Consider the following 20,719-nt stretch of genomic DNA (forward strand, 5'->3'; position numbering starts at 1 on the left):
GATGCAATCTCCCTTTTTTTAGTGTTACCATCGTCATGCCGGACGAAAATAGCGATTTTCGTCTGTGTCGAAGGTTGTGCGCCAATTTAGCAATGGTTGGCTAGATGGATACACAACTCACTGTCAATAAATTCATTTTCTCTTTGTATGTGATCTTGCGTATAAGTACTATCCTTCATTCACATCCATTCACGTTCGTTTAAACCTGTTTCACCAGTTCCGCGTTATTACTAGTAATAACGCATATATATGTTTCATACCGTTTCACATTGATCCCTTTCGTGCCGTAAGATGTGTGTACCTAATCTAACTTAAGCAGGGAACTGTCATTCATAACACAGCGTTTATTGGTATCAATGGTAGATTATATTACGGTGATAATCATCGGGATGATCCGCATATGAGTAGATGTGGATTAGGGCGGAGTAGCGGCAGGACTAATAATAACCGGCGGCGAGAAATACATAATTGAGGGGCTATTCATAAATCATTATTAGGAAACTCAAGCACTATCATGAATGCATCAAAAGTAATTTACGTTGGTAATGCTGTTCAGCAAACCCAACAAGATTTACGCTCCAAAACTAAATAAAACGGCGGCATTGCCGCCGTATAAATTATTTATCGCTTCTTAGTAAAACGAATCTTATATGCGCTGAAAAAACAAAGGAAGATGCAATGTATACCATAAAGGCAATCATCAAATGCTCAGGGAACAACCATCCCATGCTAACAGGAATCACACTTATTCCAATGCAAAATAGGAACATTATGAAATAATGCGCTGACTTTGTTTCCTGAGTTTTATTGGAGAAATACTTAGCCAGGACGCCTTTAAATACTCCAGATATAACTAACCAAACTGGTGTAAAAAGCCCGAAATCTGCGTATAGTTCACCATACCCGAAAGCAGGAGCGCCCTGATTTCTGTAGAATGCATCAGGGAAAAATACTTTTGCCAGATACAATGCGCCAAAATCTTCAGGCTTATCAGGCCAAATAGCCCTCGGAATCCTCGAGTAAACCTCGCTCTCCATTAGTAATTTTCCATACATAAAGTCAAAGTTTGAGGAAGCAACAAGAACAGCATTACGGGTATAATCCGAGTAATTCGCCATATTTTCTATCGGATTCCCATCAGTAAACGTATATGCAAAGAATGCCGTTACAATGACTGCTATAACAGCAAACGATTTCACCAGGAACATAAATTTAATTTTTTTATTTTCAATATATGAAAGGTAAAGGATGAATGCTATAAATATACTAAATATTGGTCCTTTGTTACCATGCAAGAAAATAAGTATACAGTTAAATAAAACTATGGAAATACAAAATAACTTTGATTTTTTGTATGTAAAGAACGCGCAAATAGAAGCGACAAGAGAAAACATTAATGAAGGATAGAAGTATATACCATACCCTGTTCTGGTTAATTCGTATATTCTTCTTGGGCTAAGTATGTACTCTCTGAACTCCATCAACACTGGAAGGTAAATGATAAAAGCAAGGAAGGTGAATAACAATGAAGTAAACACATACCTTGGTTTATTTTTTGTGTTTGATTTGTTGTATATGGGTTTTCTTTGTGTGTAAAGATAAGAAATAACAAATGATGCTATGTATGTTATATAGCAAGTATAGAAAAACAAATATTCCACTGTATACTTCCGCACCTCTGAGAGGTATACAAATATACCTTCAAACACGTACAGTGTAGGCACTGTTATTATCAGGTATGGGACCATTACATTTATTATTTTCCCCTCAATTCTTACGGAAAGAGTATAGAGATAAACTATAAATAATAAGCATAATACAATGTATGAAATTATAAGCATATAGAGCCTTTAGAAAAAATGCTTAGTATTGAAAATATTAATAATATTGCCATCAGGCAAACAAGGTGTGGTACGGAAAATCTTCTGGCAAGATATTCTGAATCTGGTAGTCTATAATCATTACTCATCACTATCTTCCCGATATCAAAACCGTGTTATTGACATATTAACACTCATTAACACTCCTATCTACTGCGCCTCCGATAGCATGAAGCTATCAAGCGTTTGCAGCACAAACATCAAGCAATGTAAATGCTTTTGATAATTACGCATGATTGTTACTGTGTTTATATACAGCAGTATTCGAAGGTTCATCATGAGGTTCCCGAGTCCTGTAAAAGGCTATACAGAGAAAGGGCTATCACTCGACGAGTAACTCATCTCACATCGTGCCGCGACATACTTCAAGCAACACAGACGAATTACAAGTACGGCATCATAAGGGAGACGTTGCTAGTTATAGAAGCTTCATAGCAGCATGTAATGGCTCTTTGCTGGTATGTGCTTTGGAAAGTGGGTTTCGTATTGTGCGTTATCGCATGCTGCCAGGTCCCCATCTGAAGAATATAGATAGCGGTCGTCGAAAGCTATCTGATGTGAATGACTCATACGGTGGCAGTAAGTCGAGACTCAGAGTGACCATGTACATCATTAACGATACGCGTGCTGGGTAGTGTGTTGGGATTCAGGTTCTGTAGAACAGAAAGATGCAATCTCCCTTTTTTTAGTGTTACCATCGTCATGCCGGACGAAAATAGCGATTTTCGTCTGTGTCGAAGGTTGTGCGCCAATTTAGCAATGGTTGGCTAGATGGATACACAACTCACTGTCAATAAATTCATTTTCTCTTTGTATGTGATCTTGCGTATGGGTCACCACTGCAAATAAGGATATTACATGCCTGTTATTACTCTTCCTGATGGCAGCCAACGCCATTATGACCACCCTGTAAGCCCGATGGATGTTGCTCTGGACATTGGTCCTGGCCTGGCGAAAGCCACCATTGCGGGCCGTGTGAATGGCGAGCTGGTTGATGCTTCCGATCTGATTGAAAATGATGCGACGCTTTCCATCATCACCGCAAAAGATGAAGAGGGTCTGGAGATCATTCGTCACTCTTGCGCGCATCTGTTAGGTCACGCTATCAAGCAACTTTGGCCGCACACGAAAATGGCGATCGGCCCGGTTGTCGACAACGGTTTTTACTATGACGTTGATCTTGACCGCACGCTAACTCAGGAAGATGTCGAAGCGCTCGAAAAGCGGATGCATGAGCTCGCCGAGAAAAATTACGACGTTATCAAGAAGAAAGTCAGCTGGCACGAAGCGCGTGAAACCTTCGTGAAGCGTGGTGAAAGCTACAAAGTTTCCATTCTTGATGAAAACATTGCTCATGATGACAAGCCAGGCTTGTACCATCATGAAGAATATGTCGACATGTGTCGTGGTCCGCACGTGCCGAATATGCGTTTCTGCCATCACTTTAAACTGATGAAAACTGCCGGCGCATACTGGCGCGGTGACAGCAATAATAAGATGTTGCAACGTATTTACGGTACGGCATGGGCAGATAAAAAAGCCCTGAACGCTTATCTGCAGCGCCTGGAAGAGGCCGCAAAACGCGACCACCGTAAAATTGGTAAGCAGCTCGACCTGTATCATATGCAGGAAGAAGCGCCGGGCATGGTGTTCTGGCATAACGACGGCTGGACTATCTTCCGCGAGCTGGAGGTCTTTGTTCGTTCTAAACTCAAAGAGTACCAGTATCAAGAAGTTAAAGGCCCGTTCATGATGGACCGTGTGCTGTGGGAAAAAACCGGGCACTGGGACAACTATAAAGATGCGATGTTCACCACATCTTCAGAAAACCGCGAATATTGCATCAAGCCGATGAACTGCCCGGGCCACGTTCAGATCTTTAACCAGGGTCTGAAATCCTATCGTGATTTGCCGCTGCGTATGGCGGAATTCGGTAGCTGCCACCGTAACGAGCCATCAGGCGCGCTGCATGGTCTGATGCGCGTACGCGGCTTTACGCAGGATGATGCGCATATCTTCTGCACCGAAGAGCAGATCCGCGATGAAGTTAACGCTTGTATTCGTATGGTCTACGATATGTACAGCACCTTTGGCTTCGAGAAGATCGTCGTCAAGCTTTCCACTCGTCCTGACAAGCGTATCGGCAGCGATGAGATGTGGGATCGTGCTGAGGCGGATCTGGCGGTTGCGCTGGAAGAAAATAATATCCCGTTTGAGTATCAACTGGGTGAAGGCGCATTCTACGGTCCGAAAATTGAATTTACCTTATATGACTGCCTCGATCGTGCATGGCAGTGCGGTACAGTACAGCTGGACTTCTCCTTACCGTCTCGTCTGAGCGCCTCCTATGTAGGCGAAGACAACGAGCGTAAGGTGCCGGTAATGATTCACCGTGCGATTCTTGGGTCGATGGAACGCTTCATCGGTATCCTGACCGAAGAGTTCGCTGGTTTCTTCCCGACATGGCTCGCGCCTGTTCAGGTAGTCGTGATGAATATTACCGATTCGCAGTCTGAATACGTTAACGAATTGACGCAGAAACTACAAAATGCGGGCATTCGTGTAAAAGCAGACTTGAGAAATGAGAAGATTGGCTTTAAAATCCGCGAGCACACTTTACGTCGTGTCCCTTATATGTTGGTCTGTGGTGATAAAGAGGTGGAAGCAGGCAAAGTTGCCGTTCGCACCCGCCGCGGTAAAGACCTGGGCAGTCTGGACGTAAATGACGTGATTGAGAAGCTGCAACAAGAGATTCGCAGCCGCAGTCTTCAACAACTGGAGGAATAAAGTATTAAAGGCGGAAAACGAGTTCAAACGGCGCGTCCGAATCGTATTAATAGCGAAATTCGCGCGCAAGAAGTTCGCTTAACAGGTCTGGAAGGCGAGCAGCTTGGTATTGTGAGTCTGAGAGAAGCTCTGGAAAAAGCTGAAGAAGCCGGAGTAGACTTAGTCGAAATCAGCCCTAACGCCGAGCCGCCGGTTTGTCGTATAATGGATTACGGCAAATTCCTCTATGAAAAGAGTAAGTCTTCTAAGGAACAGAAGAAAAAGCAAAAAGTTATCCAGGTGAAGGAAATTAAATTCCGTCCTGGGACAGATGAAGGCGACTATCAGGTAAAACTCCGCAGCCTGATTCGCTTTCTCGAAGAGGGCGATAAGGCCAAAATCACGCTGCGTTTCCGCGGCCGTGAGATGGCCCACCAGCAAATCGGTATGGAAGTGCTTAATCGCGTGAAAGACGATTTGCAAGAACTGGCAGTGGTCGAATCCTTCCCAACGAAGATCGAAGGCCGTCAGATGATCATGGTGCTTGCTCCTAAGAAGAAACAGTAAGGCCTTCAAGTAACAATTCTGTGAAGCCTTCGGGCTTCACAGGTTTTGTTCGCCTATGTTTCGTTTATTAACAATGCGAAGTGGAAGTTATTAAAATGCCAAAAATTAAGACCGTACGCGGTGCTGCTAAGCGCTTCAAAAAAACCGGTAAAGGTGGTTTTAAGCACAAGCACGCTAACCTGCGTCACATTCTGACCAAAAAAGCGACTAAACGTAAACGTCACCTGCGTCCGAAAGCCATGGTTTCTAAAGGCGATCTGGGCCTGGTTATCGCGTGCCTGCCGTACGCATAAGCCGTTAACGTTTTTAACTTTTTAATTAGAATAGATACAGGAGAGCACATATGGCTCGCGTAAAACGTGGTGTAATTGCACGCGCACGTCACAAGAAAATTTTGAAACAAGCCAAAGGCTACTACGGTGCGCGTTCTCGCGTATACCGCGTTGCCTTCCAGGCAGTTATCAAAGCTGGTCAGTATGCTTACCGTGACCGTCGTCAACGTAAGCGTCAGTTCCGTCAACTGTGGATTGCGCGTATCAACGCAGCAGCACGTCAGAACGGTATTTCTTACAGCAAATTCATCAACGGCCTGAAAAAAGCCTCTGTTGAAATCGACCGTAAGATCCTGGCTGATATCGCCGTATTCGACAAAGTCGCGTTCACCGCGCTGGTTGAAAAAGCGAAAGCAGCTCTGGCATAAGCCAGTGAAAAGAGGGAGCCTGGCTCCCTCTCTTTTATTTACTGTTCAGTGAGTTGACAATTGACCTGTAACCCTTTTCAATAAAGGATATTCGGTTTTACCACATAAGGTAACGCAAGCATGAACGCTGCTATTTTCCGTTTCTTTTTTTACTTTAGCACCTGATCCCAGGAGGCTAGCGCGTGAAAAACGAAACGAAAAACAGCGCAAAAAAGCCTCCTGATGGAGGCTTTTTTTGTATCTGAAATCGAGAGATTACGTCCAATGAACCGGTGTCTTCACCGACACAATGAGGAAAACCATGTCACATCTCGCAGAGCTGGTTGCCAATGCAGCGGCCGCCATTAACCAGGCGTCAGATGTTGCCGCGTTAGACAATGTACGCGTCGAATATTTGGGCAAGAAAGGGCATTTAACCCTTCAGATGACGACCCTACGCGATCTGCCGCCGGAAGAGCGTCCGGCAGCCGGGGCAGTCATTAACGCCGCGAAAGAGCAGGTACAACAGGCTCTTAACGCGCGTAAAGCCGAGCTGGAAAGCGCAGCGCTTAACGCCCGTCTGGCCGCTGAAACCATCGATATCTCCCTGCCGGGGCGCCGTATTGAGAACGGCGGTCTGCATCCGGTCACGCGTACCATTGACCGTATTGAAAGTTTCTTCGGCGAGCTTGGTTTTACCGTGGCGACTGGCCCGGAAATCGAAGATGACTACCATAACTTCGATGCGTTAAACATTCCGGGTCATCATCCGGCCCGCGCCGATCATGATACCTTCTGGTTTGACGCGACCCGTCTGCTGCGGACCCAGACGTCTGGCGTCCAGATCCGGACGATGAAAGCGCAGCAACCGCCGATCCGTATTATTGCGCCGGGCCGTGTATACCGTAATGACTACGACCAGACGCATACTCCGATGTTCCATCAGATGGAAGGTCTGATTGTTGATACCAACATCAGCTTCACCAACCTCAAAGGTACGCTGCACGACTTCCTGCGTAATTTCTTTGAGGAGGATCTGCAGATTCGCTTCCGTCCTTCTTATTTTCCGTTTACCGAACCTTCTGCGGAAGTGGATGTGATGGGTAAAAACGGTAAATGGCTGGAGGTGCTGGGCTGCGGGATGGTGCATCCGAATGTGCTGCGTAATGTCGGTATCGATCCGGAAATCTATTCTGGCTTCGCTTTTGGTATGGGGATGGAACGTCTGACCATGTTGCGTTACGGCGTCACCGACCTGCGTTCATTCTTCGAAAACGATCTGCGTTTCCTTAAACAGTTTAAATAAAGGCAGGATAAAACAATGAAATTCAGCGAACTGTGGTTACGCGAGTGGGTTAACCCGGCAATTGATAGCGATGCGTTGGCTAACCAGATTACGATGGCTGGCCTGGAAGTAGACGGCGTTGAGCCGGTCGCGGGAAGCTTCAATGGCGTTGTGGTTGGGGAAGTGGTTGAGTGCGCCCAGCATCCGAACGCTGACAAATTGCGTGTAACGAAAGTCAACGTTGGCGGAGAACGCCTGTTGGATATCGTCTGCGGCGCGCCAAACTGTCGTCAGGGGCTGAAAGTAGCGGTGGCCACCATTGGCGCCATCCTGCCGGGCGATTTCAAAATTAAAGCGGCGAAACTGCGCGGCGAACCGTCTGAAGGGATGCTGTGCTCCTTCTCCGAACTGGGGATTTCCGACGATCACAGCGGCATTATCGAACTGCCGGCGGATGCGCCGCTGGGTACCGATATCCGTGAATACCTGAAGCTTGACGACAATACCATCGAAATTAGCGTCACGCCGAACCGTGCGGATTGCTTAGGTATCATCGGCGTTGCGCGCGATGTGGCGGTACTGAACAAAGCGCCGCTCCAGGAGCCTGAAATGGCGCCGGTTACGGCAACCATCAGCGATACGCTGCCGATTACAGTAGAGGCCGCTGATGCGTGTCCACGCTATCTGGGCCGGGTGGTAAAAGGCATCAATGTTAACGCGCCGACGCCGCTGTGGATGAAAGAGAAACTGCGTCGCTGCGGTATTCGCTCCATCGATGCGGTGGTTGACGTCACGAACTATGTGCTGCTCGAACTGGGTCAGCCAATGCATGCTTTCGATAAAGATCGCATTGATGGCGGTATTGTCGTGCGGATGGCAAAAGAGGGTGAAACCGTCGTCCTGCTGGACGGTAGCGAAGCGACGTTAAATGCGGACACGCTGGTGATCGCCGATCACCATAAGGCGCTGGGGATAGCCGGTATTTTTGGCGGCGAACATTCCGGCGTGAACGGCGAAACGCAAAATGTGCTGCTGGAGTGTGCGTACTTTAATCCGCTGTCTATCACCGGTCGCGCTCGCCGCCACGGTCTGCATACCGATGCGTCTCACCGCTACGAGCGCGGGGTGGACCCAGCGCTGCAATATAAAGCGATAGAGCGCGCTACTCGTCTGCTTCTTGATATCTGTGGCGGTGATGCGGGTCCGATAATTGATGTGAGCAACGAAGCAACGTTGCCGAAACGCGCCACCATTACTCTGCGTCGCAGTAAACTGGATCGCCTGATCGGGCATCATATTGCGGATGAGCAGGTCAGTGATATTCTGCGTCGTCTGGGCTGTGAAGTGACCGAAGGGCAGGACGAGTGGAAAGCCGTAGCGCCGACCTGGCGTTTCGATATGGAAATTGAAGAAGATCTGGTGGAAGAGGTTGCCCGCGTTTACGGCTATAACAATATTCCGGACGAGCCAATCCAGGCCGGTTTAATCATGGGGACGCACCGTGAAGCCGATCTGTCGTTGAAGCGGGTTAAAACCATGCTGAACGACAAAGGCTATCAGGAAGTGATTACCTATAGCTTTGTCGATCCTAAAGTACAACAGCTCATCCATCCAGGCGCAGAAGCGCTGCTGCTGCCAAACCCTATCTCCGTTGAGATGTCGGCGATGCGTCTGTCTCTGTGGAGCGGATTGTTGGCGACGGTGGTCTATAACCAAAACCGTCAGCAGAATCGCGTGCGTATTTTTGAAACCGGTTTACGTTTCGTTCCGGATACACAAGCCAATCTGGGTATTCGACAGGATCTGATGCTGGCTGGCGTGATTTGCGGTAACCGCTATGATGAGCACTGGAACCTGGCAAAAGAGACCGTTGATTTCTATGATTTGAAAGGCGATCTGGAAGCAGTACTGGATTTAACCGGCAAACTGGGTGATATCCAGTTTAAGGCGGAGATGAATCCGGCTCTGCATCCGGGACAGTCTGCGGCGATTTATCTGAAAGATGAACGTATTGGTTTTATTGGGGTTGTTCACCCTGAACTGGAACGTAAACTGGATCTGAATGGTCGTACGCTGGTGTTTGAACTGGAATGGAATAAGCTCGCAGACCGTATCGTGCCGCAGGCGCGGGAGATTTCACGCTTCCCGGCTAACCGTCGCGATATTGCGGTTGTTGTTGCAGAAAACGTTCCCGCAGCGGATATTTTATCCGAATGTAAGAAAGTTGGCGTAAATCAGGTAGTTGGCGTAAACTTATTTGACGTGTACCGCGGTAAGGGTGTTGCGGAGGGTTATAAGAGCCTCGCTATCAGCCTGATCCTTCAGGATACCAACCGTACACTCGAAGAAGAGGAGATTGCCGCTACCGTCGCCAAATGTGTAGAGGCATTAAAAGAGCGATTCCAGGCATCATTGAGGGATTGAACCTATGGCGCTTACAAAAGCTGAAATGTCAGAATATCTGTTTGATAAGCTTGGGCTTAGCAAGCGGGATGCCAAAGAACTGGTTGAACTGTTTTTCGAAGAGATCCGTCGTGCTCTGGAAAACGGTGAGCAGGTGAAACTCTCTGGTTTTGGTAACTTCGATCTGCGTGATAAAAATCAACGTCCGGGGCGTAACCCGAAAACGGGTGAAGATATTCCTATTACAGCACGGCGCGTGGTGACCTTCAGACCCGGGCAGAAGTTAAAGAGCCGGGTCGAAAACGCTTCGCCCAAAGAAGAGTAATCAGATCCAGGCATAACATCCATCAGGGTGTATTGCGGCAGATACGCTGCCATCCCGAAAGTAGATCAGCGGGATGACAGCGTATCTGTCAGCCTGAAAGATGACCCGTATAACTAAAAAGGCCGCATTGCGGCCTTTTTTCTTTCAAGTAAAGGATACCCACCGTAAAATCACGCTACCTCTTTTCAGCTGAATGGATAACATGCTGACTTTTGCCCGCCAACAACAGCGACGAAACGTTCGCTGGCTTCTGAGCCTGTCACTGCTGGTGCTACTGGCTACACTTCTGAGCTTATGCGCAGGCGAACAGTGGATTGCCCCCGGTGACTGGTTAAGCGCCCGGGGGGAACTGTTTGTCTGGCAAATTCGCCTTCCCCGCACGCTTGCGGTATTGCTGGTTGGCGCTGCGCTGGCGCTATCTGGCGCCGTGATGCAGGCGCTGTTTGAAAACCCACTTGCTGAACCGGGTCTGCTCGGCGTTTCGAATGGGGCCGGTGTTGGGCTTATTGCCGCCGTCTTACTGGGGCAGGGGCAACTGCCAGGATGGGCGCTGGGGCTGTGCGCTATAGCCGGCGCGCTCATTATTACGTTAATCCTGCTGCGTTTTGCGCGTCGCCATCTTTCTACCAGCCGCTTGTTGTTGGCGGGCGTCGCGCTAGGCATTATCTGTAGCGCGCTGATGACGTGGGCTATCTATTTTTCCACCTCTTTCGATCTGCGGCAATTAATGTACTGGATGATGGGAGGATTTGGCGGCGTTGACTGGCAGCAGAGCTGGCTAATGATTGCGCTCATCCCGGTACTGATCTGGATATGTTGCCAGTCGCAACCGCTGAATATGCTGGCACTAGGGGAAACCTCGGCGCGGCAGCTTGGCCTGCCGCTGTGGTTCTGGCGCAATTTGTTGGTCGTCGCCACCGGCTGGATGGTGGGCGTCAGCGTGGCGATGGCGGGGGCGATTGGTTTTATCGGTCTGGTTATTCCGCACATCCTGCGCTTATGTGGTTTAACCGATCACCGGGTTTTACTTCCCGGCTGCGCGCTGGCCGGGGCTATCGCCCTGCTATTGGCAGATGTGGTCGCCCGACTGGCGCTGGCGTCGGCTGAACTGCCTATCGGGGTGGTCACCGCCACATTGGGGGCACCAGTGTTTATCTGGCTGCTACTCAAATCCGCGCGTTAGCGCATCGGTAAACAACTGCTTTCATCATTCGCAGTCTATGATTAAAGGCTAACGATGAAACCCGCTATTCTACCGACATCAGGGAGACACCATGCAAAACTCGCTTCTTAATACTCACGTTACGACGATTGATGGAGAGGTCACTACACTTGAAAAATACGCCGGAAAAGTGCTGCTCATTGTAAACGTCGCCTCCAGATGTGGCCTGACGCCGCAATATGAACAGTTGGAAAATATCCAGAAGGCGTGGGCAGATCAGGGGTTTGTCGTGTTGGGTTTTCCCTGCAACCAGTTTATGGGGCAGGAGCCAGGCAGCGAAGAGGAGATTAAAACCTATTGTGCCAGCACCTGGGGCGTCACGTTCCCGATGTTCAGTAAAATTGATGTGAATGGCGACGCGCGCCATCCGCTGTATCAAAAACTGATAGCCGCTGCGCCAACGGCAGTCGCGCCGGAGAAGAGCGGCTTTTACGAACGGATGGTAAGCAAAGGCCGTACGCCACTCTATCCGGATGATATTCTGTGGAATTTTGAAAAATTTTTGGTAGGCCGGGATGGTCAGGTGGTACAGCGTTTTTCGCCGGATATGACGCCTGAAGATCCTATTGTGATGGAAAGCATAAAAATCGCGTTGGCAAAATAATGTCTCAATTGATGCAATTAAAGGATGTCGCCGAGAGCACCCGCCTGGGGCCGCTTTCCGGCGAAGTAAGCGCAGGAGAGATCCTTCATCTTGTCGGGCCGAACGGTGCCGGGAAAAGCACGCTACTGGCGCGTATGGCGGGGTTAACCTCCGGCGAGGGGAGCATCAGGTTTGGCGGAGCGCCGCTGGAGGCATGGGCGACGGCAACGCTTGCCCAACATCGCGCTTATCTTGCGCAACAGCAAAATCCGCCGTTCGCCATGCCGGTCTGGCATTACCTGACATTGCATCAACCTGATAAAACGCGAACCGGGCAGCTTAACGAGGTAGCCGATATGCTTGGATTGGGCGACAAACTGGGGCGAAGCGTGAATCAGCTTTCCGGTGGCGAGTGGCAGCGTGTTCGCCTTGCTGCCGTTGTACTACAAATTCATCCCGACGCTAATCCGGTCGGTCAATTATTGCTGCTTGATGAGCCGATGAACAGTCTCGATGTTGCGCAACAAAACGCTCTGGATCGGGTATTACATCATTTGTGTCAGGCAGGAATCGCGATTGTGATGAGTAGTCACGATCTGAACCACACGCTGCGCCATGCGCATAAAGCCTGGTTACTAAAGCGCGGTAAACTCATTGCCTGCGGCCGCCGGGAAGAGGTGCTCACCCCCTCTTATCTGGCGCAAGCCTACGGTCTGCGCTTTCGACGACTCGACGTCGAGGGGCATCCAATGCTCATTTCGGCCACTTAAGTAAAATCGTTTCTTGAAAAGCAGGTAATTTCGACGCTAAATTAATACCAAAATAAAAACAGAGGATTGTTGCGGCATGCGTTTTTGGCTTCTTGTTATCACAGCATTGTTCCTGGCAGGATGCAGTACTCATCGGGCACCGGCGCCAAATGCCAGATTATCAGACTCCATTACCGTCATTGCGGGTCTGAACGATCAGTTGCAGTCCTGGCGCGGTACGCCATACCGTTACGGCGGCATGAGTCGCAGAGGCGTGGACTGTTCCGGCTTTGTGGTAGTCACTATGCGCGACAAGTTTGATTTGCAGTTGCCTCGTGATACGCGTGAACAATCAAAAATCGGCACCAGAATCGATAAAGATGAATTGCTGCCCGGAGATTTGGTTTTCTTTAAAACCGGTTCGGGCGAAAGTGGTTTACATGTTGGTATTTACGATACAAATAATGAGTTTATTCATGCCTCTACCAGTCGTGGCGTGATGCGTTCATCGCTGGATAATGTGTACTGGCGAAAAAACTTCTGGCAGGCACGGCGAATTTAACCTCGCAGACGATATAAATTTTATAGTCTATTTTTAACATATCGCCGGTTGAACTTATGACATCTGTTGTCATCATATATAATGATATAACCGTAGCATTTACAAACGTACTTTTATTAAAAACGGGCGTGCTCACGCCCTGTTAAAAGTACAACATTGGATATTGGTTTATAATCAGAGTAAGTTAAAAAAAGGAACCGGTTCACCGGTAAACAAGAAAAATGATGACGCTTCAATTAGTATCTGAAGTTACGTCTGTTTCCGTCCGTAGTGACTGGATGGCGAATAGCGCCCTAACCATGGGACTGGCGTAATGATTGCTTCACTTGATGAGCTTTACCATTCCGAACTCTTTTTCCTTCCCGTCATGGATGAAAACGCTCGGCTTGTTGGTTTAGAGATTATTGCAACGTTTGCCGCTGAAGACGGCGCCGTGCGGATGCCGACTGAGTTGGTATCGCCTCGCCTTTCGGTGGAGGAACAATACTGTCTGTTTGTTGAAAAACTGGCGTTGTTAGAAACCTGTCAGCACTTTTTTATTCAGCATAAACTTATTGCATGGCTTAATTTACCGCCTGCAATTAGTGACTTATTATTATTAGATAGCGAACTTTTTTCCCGGGCAGCGCGCTTTCCGTTTCTTGAATTAGCTATAAATGAGAATTATCCTGGGTTAAACCAGGGCAAAAACAATGAAACGTTAGCTAATCTGGCAATGCATTTCCCATTAATGCTGGCAAATTTTGGGGCAGGCGAGGCGTCGACTAAAGCTATTTTCGATGGGCTTTTCAAACGAGTCATGTTGGATAAAAATTTTATTCAGCAGCGAGCTGAAATGATCTCATTCGAACCATTCATGCACGCTATTGTTGCCCAGATCTCCTCCAGCTGCGAGTCGCTGATGATTGCCGGTATTGATACTGAGGCGATGTTTGCGCGCGCAGCGCCATTGGGGTTTAGCGCATTCCAGGGCGGACTATGGCCTTCGGTGCCGGTAAGCCAGCTCATTAAACTCGTTCAGCGATAACCTTTCTGTTTGCCGGTGTTTAACCGGTGATTAACCGTCTACACTGAAGACAGGAGGCCCTATGACCCTGTCTTTTACTGCCCGTTGGCGCGATGAATTGCCAGCAACGTATACCGCGCTTTTACCCACACCGTTAAAAAATGCGCGACTGATTTGGTATAACGACGAACTGGTGCAGCAGTTAGCCATTCCCGCTTCGTTATTTGACGCTACCAATGGCGCTGGCGTTTGGGGCGGCGAAACCTTATTACCCGGTATGTCGCCTGTCGCGCAGGTATATAGCGGGCATCAGTTCGGCGTCTGGGCGGGGCAACTCGGCGACGGACGCGGTATTTTGCTGGGCGAACAGCTCCTGGCGGATGGCTCGACCCTCGACTGGCATCTGAAAGGCGCCGGATTAACACCCTATTCGCGAATGGGGGATGGGCGCGCCGTCCTGCGTTCAACCATACGAGAAAGTCTTGCCAGCGAAGCCATGCATTATCTGGGTATTCCCACGACGCGCGCGTTATCTATCGTAGCCAGCGATACGCCGGTTCAGCGAGAGACGCAGGAAACGGGCGCGATGTTAATGCGTCTGGCGCAAAGTCATATGCGTTTTGGTCATTTCGAACATTTCTACTACCGCCGTGAGCCGGAAAAAGTTCAGCAACTGGCTGATTTCGCTATTCGTCATTACTGGCCGCAATGGCAGGATGTCCCGGAAAAATATGCTTTGTGGTTTGAAGAGGTGGCGGCGCGTACCGGAAGACTCATCGCCGAGTGGCAAACCGTCGGTTTTTCGCACGGCGTTATGAATACGGATAACATGTCGATTCTGGGGCTGACCATCGACTATGGTCCCTTTGGTTTTCTCGATGACTACGATCCCGGCTTCATTGGTAACCATTCCGATCATCAGGGACGTTACCGCTTCGATAATCAACCGTCGGTGGCGCTGTGGAATTTACAACGTCTGGCGCAGACGTTAACCCCTTTTATTGAGATCGACGCGTTAAACAGAGCGCTGGATCGCTACCAGGACGCGTTGTTAACGCACTATGGGCAGCGAATGCGCCAGAAGCTGGGCTTCTTTACCGAGCAAAAAGACGATAACGCTTTACTGAATGAATTATTTAGTCTGATGGCGCACGAAGGGAGTGACTATACCCGTACATTTCGGATGTTAAGCCATACGGAGCAACAGAGCGCTTCCTCGCCGTTGCGGGATACGTTTATCGATCGCGCGGCGTTCGATGCCTGGTTCGACCGCTACCGGGCGCGATTGCGCACAGAGGCGGTGGATGACGCGCTGCGCCAGCAGCAGATGCAACGCGTGAATCCTGCGGTTGTGTTGCGCAACTGGCTGGCGCAACGCGCGATAGATGCGGCTGAACAGGGAGACATGGCGGAACTGCATCGGTTGCATGAAGTTTTACGTCAACCTTTTACCGATCGAGATGATGACTATGCCAGCCGACCGCCGGAGTGGGGAAAGCGGCTGGAGGTCAGTTGTTCAAGTTAGCCTGACGCCAGCAGCATCGTCTGCTGGCGGGAGCGCTATTTGGTTAACAGTAGCTTCCCGGCCTGAGTTTTGCGCAACAGATACTCCTGACCGTTGTGATCGATAATGACTTTGCCGTCCGGACCTAATAGCGCCTGACTGTTGACGCGCCGTTCAGCGGCAGGGAGAAGCGTTTCATTGTCCATTTCCTTAGGGTGAGGCAGCTCGGTGTTATCCATACGCGACATGTTATTTATTAATAATCAAACTCACAATGATTATTATTATCAATAATTAATGCGATAACAGCAAGTGCTAATTCTGCGGAGTGATATACGCGCGGGGAGAGAAAAGGGCGGGTAACGCATCGAAGAAACGCCCATCCCGGCAGGATGGGCGAGCTATTAAAAGCGGCTGTCTACCGCTGCGGCCAGTTTTTCCAACAGAACTTCCGTATCTTCCCAGTTCAGGCAAGGATCGGTAATGGACTGACCATAGATTAATGGTTGACCGCTGATAATTTTTTGCGTGCCTTCCCGTAAAAAACTCTCGGCCATAATCCCGGCAATTGCCGTGGAGCCATTACGAATCTGCTGGCAAATATCATCACATACCTCCAACTGGCGGCGATGCTGTTTTTGACAGTTGCCGTGGCTGAAGTCGACGACCAGATGTTCCGGCAGATCAAATTCATGCAACGTGTCGCAGGCGGCGGCAATATCTTCAGCGTGGTAGTTCGGTTTTTTACCGCCGCGCATGATGATGTGCCCATACGGGTTGCCACTCGTCTGGTAGATGGTCATCTGTCCGTCTTTATCCGGCGAGAGAAACATATGGCTGGCGCGGGAGGCGCGAATAGCGTCAACGGCAATGCGAGTATTGCCATCCGTACCATTTTTAAAGCCGACCGGACAAGAGAGCGCAGAAGCCATTTCCCGATGGATTTGGCTTTCGGTGGTACGCGCGCCAATCGCTCCCCAACTGATCAGATCGGCAATAAACTGGCCGGTGACCATATCAAGAAATTCTGTGGCGGTCGGTACTCCCAGTTCGTTCACCTGCAATAGCAAGCGACGCGCCAGTTCAAGCCCATAATTGACGCGGTAACTTCCATTCAAGTCGGGATCGGAAATCAGGCCTTTCCATCCCACAACGGTGCGCGGTTTTTCAAAATAGGTGCGCATGACGATCTCCAGACGCGCCTGATGCTTTTGGCGTTGTGCCTGGAGCTGCGTCGCGTATTCCATGGCGGCATTCAGATCGTGAATCGAACAGGGGCCAATGACGACCAGTAGCCGTGGATCTTCACCATTTAAAATCTTTTCTATCCGGCGTCGGGAGTCGGTAACGTGACTGGCGACGGAGGACGATACAGGATACCGCTGCGCGAGTTCGGTCGGTGTTACCAGGCTGTCGATACGCGCAGTACGGAGTTCGTCGGTTCTGTTCATTACAAGTCTCAGAAATTTGTTGCTTCAACGGCAGGACTACCGGGAAGTGATGGGCATCACGATAAACCAATCCCTGCTGATTTCAAGTGCGAGGCGTGTCACACCTCGCAGGCAGAACGGCATGATAACAAAAACCAACCCATTAAACTAGTTTGCTAGTACATCCTGCGGTTAAGCCCCATAATGTCGAGAATCTTGGTGGCTATCTCTTCAACGGAATAATTGGTGCTGTTCAGGCAGGGGATCTGATTCTTACGATACAGCGCTTCGACCTCCGCCACTTCCATGCGGCACTGACGCAACGAGGCATAGCGACTGTTTTCACGGCGTTCTTCGCGAATTGCCGCCAGGCGTTCAGGGTCAATTGTCAGGCCGAACAGTTTATGTTGTAGCGGTTTTAACGATGTGGGCAGCGTCAAATTATCCATATCATCGGCGATGAAAGGGTAGTTAGCCGCACGAATACCGAATTGCATCGCCAGATAGAGGCTGGTGGGCGTTTTTCCACAGCGCGAAACGCCAAGCAAAATGACCTGAGCCTGATCGAGGTTGCGCAATGAAATGCCATCATCATGCGCCAGGGTATAATCGATAGCGGCAATACGGGCGTCATACTTGTTCAGGTTACCCGGATTAAGCCCATGAGTACGATGAGCGATCGGCGTCGGATCCAGTTTCATCTCCTGCTGAAGCGGCGCCACCAGCGCCTGGACGATATCCTGGCAGAAACCTTCGCTCTGTAAGATGATGGCGCGAATTTCAGGTAAAACAATCGAGTAAAACACCAGCGGGCGAACGCCGGTTTGCTGATAAATGGCGTCAATTTGGTCTTTGACGGCGCGGGCGCGACTTTCGTTTTCCACGAATGGCAGCGTGATGCTGCTGATCGTCACCGGAAACTGCGACATGACCGCGTGACCCAGGACCTCGGCGGTGATGGCGGTACCATCAGAAATATAGAAAACATGGCGATCAACAACATTATCCATTCTGTTCATCCTGAAGAGTAAACATAATTATCTGAAAGCATAAATTAAAAGTAACGGGAAACGTATAACTTGTCGCTTATTTTATAAAATGACAGGCGCTTTTTATAATTAATGAAAAGTGTGTTTCATTTCCTGGAAACGCAGTTTATACCGGGGGTTATTCAGGGAATGCCGTGCTATGCGCGGGTTTGCGCAACTACGTAAACAATCTGAAAAAATGAAAAAATAAATTTGCTTGAACGATTCACCGTTTTTTTCGCGGGTTTAAGTATGCCAGGATAAATACGCAACTATGTGTTTCTTAAACTCGTTCATTTATCACAAAAGGATTGTTCGATGTCCAACAATGGCTCGTCACCGCTGGTGCTTTGGTATAACCAACTCGGCATGAATGATGTAGACAGAGTTGGGGGCAAAAATGCCTCCCTGGGTGAAATGATTACTAACCTTTCCGGCATGGGCGTATCCGTTCCGAATGGTTTTGCAACCACTGCCGATGCGTTTAACCAGTTTTTGGATCAAAGCGGCGTAAACCAGCGCATTTATGAGCTGCTGGATAAGACAGATATTGATGATGTCTCCCAGCTGGCGAAAGCGGGCGCGCAGATCCGCCAGTGGATTATCGACACTCCTTTCCAGCCGGCGCTGGAAAACGCCATCCGCGATGCCTATGCGCAGCTTTCGTCGGATGATGAAAATGCCTCTTTTGCCGTGCGTTCCTCCGCCACGGCGGAAGACATGCCAGATGCTTCGTTTGCGGGTCAACAGGAAACGTTTCTTAACGTTCAGGGCTTCGATGCGGTACTGGTGGCAGTGAAACACGTATTTGCTTCTCTGTTTAACGATCGCGCCATCTCTTATCGCGTTCACCAGGGATATGATCATCGCGGCGTAGCGCTTTCCGCTGGCGTGCAGCGGATGGTTCGCTCCGATCTCGCCTCGTCAGGGGTGATGTTCTCTATCGATACCGAATCCGGCTTTGACCAGGTGGTCTTTATCACCTCGGCATGGGGACTGGGTGAAATGGTGGTGCAGGGCGCGGTTAACCCGGATGAATTTTATGTCCATAAGCCAACCCTGGCGGCAGGCCGTCCGGCCATCGTACGCCGCACCATGGGGTCGAAAAAAATCCGCATGGTTTACGCCGCCACCCAGGAGCACGGCAAGCAAGTGAAGATTGAAGATGTGCCGCAGGAACAGCGCGACATTTTCTCGCTCACCAACGAAGAAGTGCAGGAACTGGCGAAACAAGCGGTGCAGATTGAGCAGCACTATGGTCGTCCGATGGATATCGAATGGGCGAAAGACGGTCATACCGGTAAGCTCTTTATTGTGCAGGCACGTCCGGAAACCGTGCGCTCCCGTGGCCAGGTGATGGAGCGTTATACGCTACATGCGCAGGGGAAAATCATTGCCGAAGGTCGCGCCATTGGTCATCGTATCGGCGCAGGTACGGTAAAAGTTATTCACGATATCGGCGAAATGAACCGTATTGAGCCTGGCGATGTGCTTGTCACCGATATGACCGACCCGGACTGGGAACCGATCATGAAAAAAGCGGCGGCGATTGTCACTAACCGTGGCGGGCGCACCTGTCACGCGGCGATTATCGCCCGCGAATTGGGCATTCCGGCGGTAGTCGGCTGCGGCGACGCCACCGAACGCATGAAAGATGGCGAAAAAGTAACCGTCTCCTGTGCAGAAGGTGATACCGGTTATGTGTATGCCGACATGCTGGATTTCAGCGTAAAAAGCTCCAGCGTAGATACCATGCCAGAGCTACCGCTGAAGGTCATGATGAACGTCGGCAACCCGGACAGGGCATTTGACTTTGCCTGCCTGCCGAATGAAGGTGTAGGTCTGGCGCGACTGGAATTCATCATTAACCGTATGATTGGCGTTCACCCGCGTGCGCTGCTGGAGTTTGACGACCAGGATGCCGCGCTGCAAAACGACATTCGTGAGATGATGAAAGGGTTTGACTCGCCGCGTGAATTTTACGTTGGTCGACTGACGGAAGGGATCGCGACGTTAGGCGCCGCCTTCTACCCGAAACGCGTTATCGTTCGCCTGTCTGACTTTAAGTCCAACGAATACGCCAACCTGGTCGGCGGCGAACGTTATGAGCCGCATGAAGAAAACCCGATGCTGGGCTTCCGCGGCGCGGGTCGTTACGTCGCAGAAAGTTTCCGCGATTGTTTTGCGCTGGAATGCGAAGCGGTGAAACGCGTGCGCAACGATATGGGCCTTACCAACGTCGAAATCATGATCCCATTCGTGCGGACGGTCGACCAGGCGAAAGCGGTCATCGAAGAGCTGGCGCGCCAGGGGCTTAAACGCGGCGAGAACGGGCTGAAGATCATCATGATGTGCGAGATCCCGTCCAATGCCTTGCTGGCTGAACAGTTCCTCGAGTATTTTGATGGCTTCTCGATTGGTTCTAACGACATGACGCAGCTGGCGCTGGGGCTGGATCGCGATTCCGGCGTGGTGTCTGAACTGTTTGACGAGCGTAACGACGCGGTGAAAGCGCTGCTGTCGATGGCGATCCGCGCGGCGAAAAAACAGGGCAAATATGTTGGAATTTGCGGTCAGGGTCCGTCCGACCATGAAGACTTTGCCGCCTGGCTGATGGAAGAGGGGATCGACAGCCTGTCGCTGAACCCGGACACCGTGGTTCAGACCTGGCTGAGTCTGGCGGAACTGAAGAAGTAATGTGATACCGGATGGCGGCGTTAACGTCGCCAT

Annotated in this window: 19 protein-coding genes, 1 pseudogene and 1 other annotated feature; of the genes and pseudogenes, 16 read left to right on the forward strand and 4 right to left on the reverse strand. The window is 49.9% G+C overall.

What is annotated here, in order from left to right:
- Nucleotides 1-104 precede the first annotated feature (104 nt).
- Nucleotides 105-310: pseudogene (locus ABVN44_RS10990) on the forward strand (hypothetical protein).
- Nucleotides 311-617: 307 nt separating this feature from the next.
- Here ABVN44_RS10990 and ABVN44_RS10995 read toward each other — a convergent pair.
- Nucleotides 618-1,841 (reverse strand): O-antigen polymerase, encoded by a 1,224-nt coding sequence (locus ABVN44_RS10995; RefSeq protein ID WP_023182074.1) that lies wholly within the window; start codon nucleotides 1,839-1,841, stop codon nucleotides 618-620.
- 897 nt (nucleotides 1,842-2,738) lie between these two features.
- Between ABVN44_RS10995 and thrS the strand changes: the two genes are divergently transcribed.
- The 14 genes from thrS (at nucleotide 2,739) to selO (ending at nucleotide 15,552) form a co-directional block, all read left to right on the forward strand.
- Complete coding sequence (thrS, locus tag ABVN44_RS11000) at nucleotides 2,739-4,667, forward strand: threonine--tRNA ligase (protein ID WP_001144226.1); 1,929 nt, start codon at nucleotides 2,739-2,741, stop codon at nucleotides 4,665-4,667.
- Between the two features lie 3 nt (nucleotides 4,668-4,670).
- The gene (infC, locus tag ABVN44_RS11005) at nucleotides 4,671-5,213 is read left to right on the forward strand and encodes a translation initiation factor IF-3 (RefSeq protein WP_001574431.1); all 543 of its coding nucleotides are present in this window, start codon (nucleotides 4,671-4,673) and stop codon (nucleotides 5,211-5,213) included.
- A 95-nt stretch (nucleotides 5,214-5,308) separates the two neighbouring features.
- On the forward strand, nucleotides 5,309-5,506 hold the full coding sequence (gene rpmI / locus ABVN44_RS11010; protein ID WP_001124225.1) for a 50S ribosomal protein L35: 198 nt from the start codon (nucleotides 5,309-5,311) through the stop codon (nucleotides 5,504-5,506).
- A gap of 50 nt (nucleotides 5,507-5,556) precedes the next feature.
- The gene (rplT, locus tag ABVN44_RS11015; protein ID WP_000124850.1) at nucleotides 5,557-5,913 is read left to right on the forward strand and encodes a 50S ribosomal protein L20; all 357 of its coding nucleotides are present in this window, start codon (nucleotides 5,557-5,559) and stop codon (nucleotides 5,911-5,913) included.
- 115 nt (nucleotides 5,914-6,028) lie between these two features.
- Nucleotides 6,029-6,152, forward strand: a sequence feature (Phe leader region).
- Nucleotides 6,034-6,078 (forward strand): pheST operon leader peptide PheM, encoded by a 45-nt coding sequence (gene pheM, locus ABVN44_RS11020; RefSeq protein WP_001386830.1) that lies wholly within the window; start codon nucleotides 6,034-6,036, stop codon nucleotides 6,076-6,078. Its footprint overlaps the feature before it by 45 nt.
- A 62-nt stretch (nucleotides 6,153-6,214) precedes the next feature.
- Nucleotides 6,215-7,198, forward strand: coding sequence for a phenylalanine--tRNA ligase subunit alpha (pheS, locus tag ABVN44_RS11025; RefSeq protein ID WP_000018570.1), 984 nt, complete (start codon nucleotides 6,215-6,217; stop codon nucleotides 7,196-7,198).
- A gap of 15 nt (nucleotides 7,199-7,213) precedes the next feature.
- Nucleotides 7,214-9,601 (forward strand): phenylalanine--tRNA ligase subunit beta, encoded by a 2,388-nt coding sequence (pheT, locus tag ABVN44_RS11030; RefSeq protein WP_000672402.1) that lies wholly within the window; start codon nucleotides 7,214-7,216, stop codon nucleotides 9,599-9,601.
- A gap of 4 nt (nucleotides 9,602-9,605) precedes the next feature.
- Nucleotides 9,606-9,905 carry an integration host factor subunit alpha gene (gene ihfA / locus ABVN44_RS11035; protein ID WP_001229266.1) on the forward strand — a complete coding sequence of 100 codons (300 nt, stop codon included), beginning with the start codon at nucleotides 9,606-9,608 and terminating at the stop codon, nucleotides 9,903-9,905.
- 202 nt (nucleotides 9,906-10,107) lie between these two features.
- Complete coding sequence (gene btuC, locus ABVN44_RS11040) at nucleotides 10,108-11,088, forward strand: vitamin B12 ABC transporter permease BtuC (RefSeq protein WP_000954984.1); 981 nt, start codon at nucleotides 10,108-10,110, stop codon at nucleotides 11,086-11,088.
- Nucleotides 11,089-11,179: 91 nt separating this feature from the next.
- Nucleotides 11,180-11,731: a glutathione peroxidase gene (locus ABVN44_RS11045; RefSeq protein ID WP_001181565.1), complete on the forward strand. Its 552-nt coding sequence runs from the start codon at nucleotides 11,180-11,182 to the stop codon at nucleotides 11,729-11,731.
- Complete coding sequence (gene btuD / locus ABVN44_RS11050) at nucleotides 11,731-12,480, forward strand: vitamin B12 ABC transporter ATP-binding protein BtuD (protein ID WP_000080607.1); 750 nt, start codon at nucleotides 11,731-11,733, stop codon at nucleotides 12,478-12,480. Before ABVN44_RS11045 ends, btuD begins: the two co-directional genes overlap by 1 nt.
- A 76-nt stretch (nucleotides 12,481-12,556) precedes the next feature.
- Nucleotides 12,557-13,021 carry a C40 family peptidase gene (locus ABVN44_RS11055; RefSeq protein ID WP_001213256.1) on the forward strand — a complete coding sequence of 155 codons (465 nt, stop codon included), beginning with the start codon at nucleotides 12,557-12,559 and terminating at the stop codon, nucleotides 13,019-13,021.
- 313 nt (nucleotides 13,022-13,334) lie between these two features.
- Nucleotides 13,335-14,048 carry an anti-FlhDC factor YdiV gene (gene ydiV / locus ABVN44_RS11060; RefSeq protein ID WP_023231434.1) on the forward strand — a complete coding sequence of 238 codons (714 nt, stop codon included), beginning with the start codon at nucleotides 13,335-13,337 and terminating at the stop codon, nucleotides 14,046-14,048.
- A gap of 61 nt (nucleotides 14,049-14,109) precedes the next feature.
- On the forward strand, nucleotides 14,110-15,552 hold the full coding sequence (selO, locus tag ABVN44_RS11065; RefSeq protein ID WP_023231435.1) for a protein adenylyltransferase SelO: 1,443 nt from the start codon (nucleotides 14,110-14,112) through the stop codon (nucleotides 15,550-15,552).
- Nucleotides 15,553-15,587: 35 nt separating this feature from the next.
- On the opposite strand, the gene hemP is transcribed toward selO, so the two are convergent.
- From hemP to ppsR, 3 genes are all read right to left on the reverse strand, one after another.
- The gene (hemP, locus tag ABVN44_RS11070) at nucleotides 15,588-15,779 is read right to left on the reverse strand and encodes a hemin uptake protein HemP (protein ID WP_000089118.1); all 192 of its coding nucleotides are present in this window, start codon (nucleotides 15,777-15,779) and stop codon (nucleotides 15,588-15,590) included.
- A gap of 156 nt (nucleotides 15,780-15,935) precedes the next feature.
- Nucleotides 15,936-16,982: a 3-deoxy-7-phosphoheptulonate synthase AroH gene (gene aroH, locus ABVN44_RS11075; RefSeq protein ID WP_001082196.1), complete on the reverse strand. Its 1,047-nt coding sequence runs from the start codon at nucleotides 16,980-16,982 to the stop codon at nucleotides 15,936-15,938.
- 155 nt (nucleotides 16,983-17,137) lie between these two features.
- Nucleotides 17,138-17,971, reverse strand: coding sequence for a posphoenolpyruvate synthetase regulatory kinase/phosphorylase PpsR (gene ppsR, locus ABVN44_RS11080; protein WP_000370992.1), 834 nt, complete (start codon nucleotides 17,969-17,971; stop codon nucleotides 17,138-17,140).
- Between the two features lie 336 nt (nucleotides 17,972-18,307).
- On the opposite strand from ppsR, the gene ppsA reads away from it, so the two are divergent.
- Nucleotides 18,308-20,686: a phosphoenolpyruvate synthase gene (gene ppsA / locus ABVN44_RS11085; protein WP_000069333.1), complete on the forward strand. Its 2,379-nt coding sequence runs from the start codon at nucleotides 18,308-18,310 to the stop codon at nucleotides 20,684-20,686.
- Nucleotides 20,687-20,719 lie beyond the last annotated feature (33 nt).

The sequence above is a fragment of the Salmonella sp. SJTUF15570 genome, from assembly GCF_043357055.1.
GTDB classification, from domain to species: Bacteria; Pseudomonadota; Gammaproteobacteria; order Enterobacterales; family Enterobacteriaceae; genus Salmonella; species Salmonella enterica.

Bases quoted from the DNA above. Each gene is read 5' to 3' on its own strand.
- ppsA (WP_000069333.1), top strand. From the start codon at position 18,308: ATGTCCAACAATGGCTCGTCACCGCTGGTGCTTTGGTATAACCAACTC.
- rplT (WP_000124850.1), top strand. From the start codon at position 5,557: ATGGCTCGCGTAAAACGTGGTGTAATTGCACGCGCACGTCACAAGAAA.
- selO (WP_023231435.1), top strand. From the start codon at position 14,110: ATGACCCTGTCTTTTACTGCCCGTTGGCGCGATGAATTGCCAGCAACG.
- ABVN44_RS10995 (WP_023182074.1), bottom strand. From the start codon at position 1,841: ATGCTTATAATTTCATACATTGTATTATGCTTATTATTTATAGTTTAT.
- hemP (WP_000089118.1), bottom strand. From the start codon at position 15,779: ATGTCGCGTATGGATAACACCGAGCTGCCTCACCCTAAGGAAATGGAC.
- btuD (WP_000080607.1), top strand. From the start codon at position 11,731: ATGTCTCAATTGATGCAATTAAAGGATGTCGCCGAGAGCACCCGCCTG.
- thrS (WP_001144226.1), top strand. From the start codon at position 2,739: ATGCCTGTTATTACTCTTCCTGATGGCAGCCAACGCCATTATGACCAC.
- aroH (WP_001082196.1), bottom strand. From the start codon at position 16,982: ATGAACAGAACCGACGAACTCCGTACTGCGCGTATCGACAGCCTGGTA.
- ihfA (WP_001229266.1), top strand. From the start codon at position 9,606: ATGGCGCTTACAAAAGCTGAAATGTCAGAATATCTGTTTGATAAGCTT.
- ydiV (WP_023231434.1), top strand. From the start codon at position 13,335: ATGATTGCTTCACTTGATGAGCTTTACCATTCCGAACTCTTTTTCCTT.
- pheT (WP_000672402.1), top strand. From the start codon at position 7,214: ATGAAATTCAGCGAACTGTGGTTACGCGAGTGGGTTAACCCGGCAATT.
- rpmI (WP_001124225.1), top strand. From the start codon at position 5,309: ATGCCAAAAATTAAGACCGTACGCGGTGCTGCTAAGCGCTTCAAAAAA.
- ABVN44_RS11055 (WP_001213256.1), top strand. From the start codon at position 12,557: ATGCGTTTTTGGCTTCTTGTTATCACAGCATTGTTCCTGGCAGGATGC.
- pheS (WP_000018570.1), top strand. From the start codon at position 6,215: ATGTCACATCTCGCAGAGCTGGTTGCCAATGCAGCGGCCGCCATTAAC.
- ABVN44_RS11045 (WP_001181565.1), top strand. From the start codon at position 11,180: ATGCAAAACTCGCTTCTTAATACTCACGTTACGACGATTGATGGAGAG.
- ppsR (WP_000370992.1), bottom strand. From the start codon at position 17,971: ATGGATAATGTTGTTGATCGCCATGTTTTCTATATTTCTGATGGTACC.
- btuC (WP_000954984.1), top strand. From the start codon at position 10,108: ATGCTGACTTTTGCCCGCCAACAACAGCGACGAAACGTTCGCTGGCTT.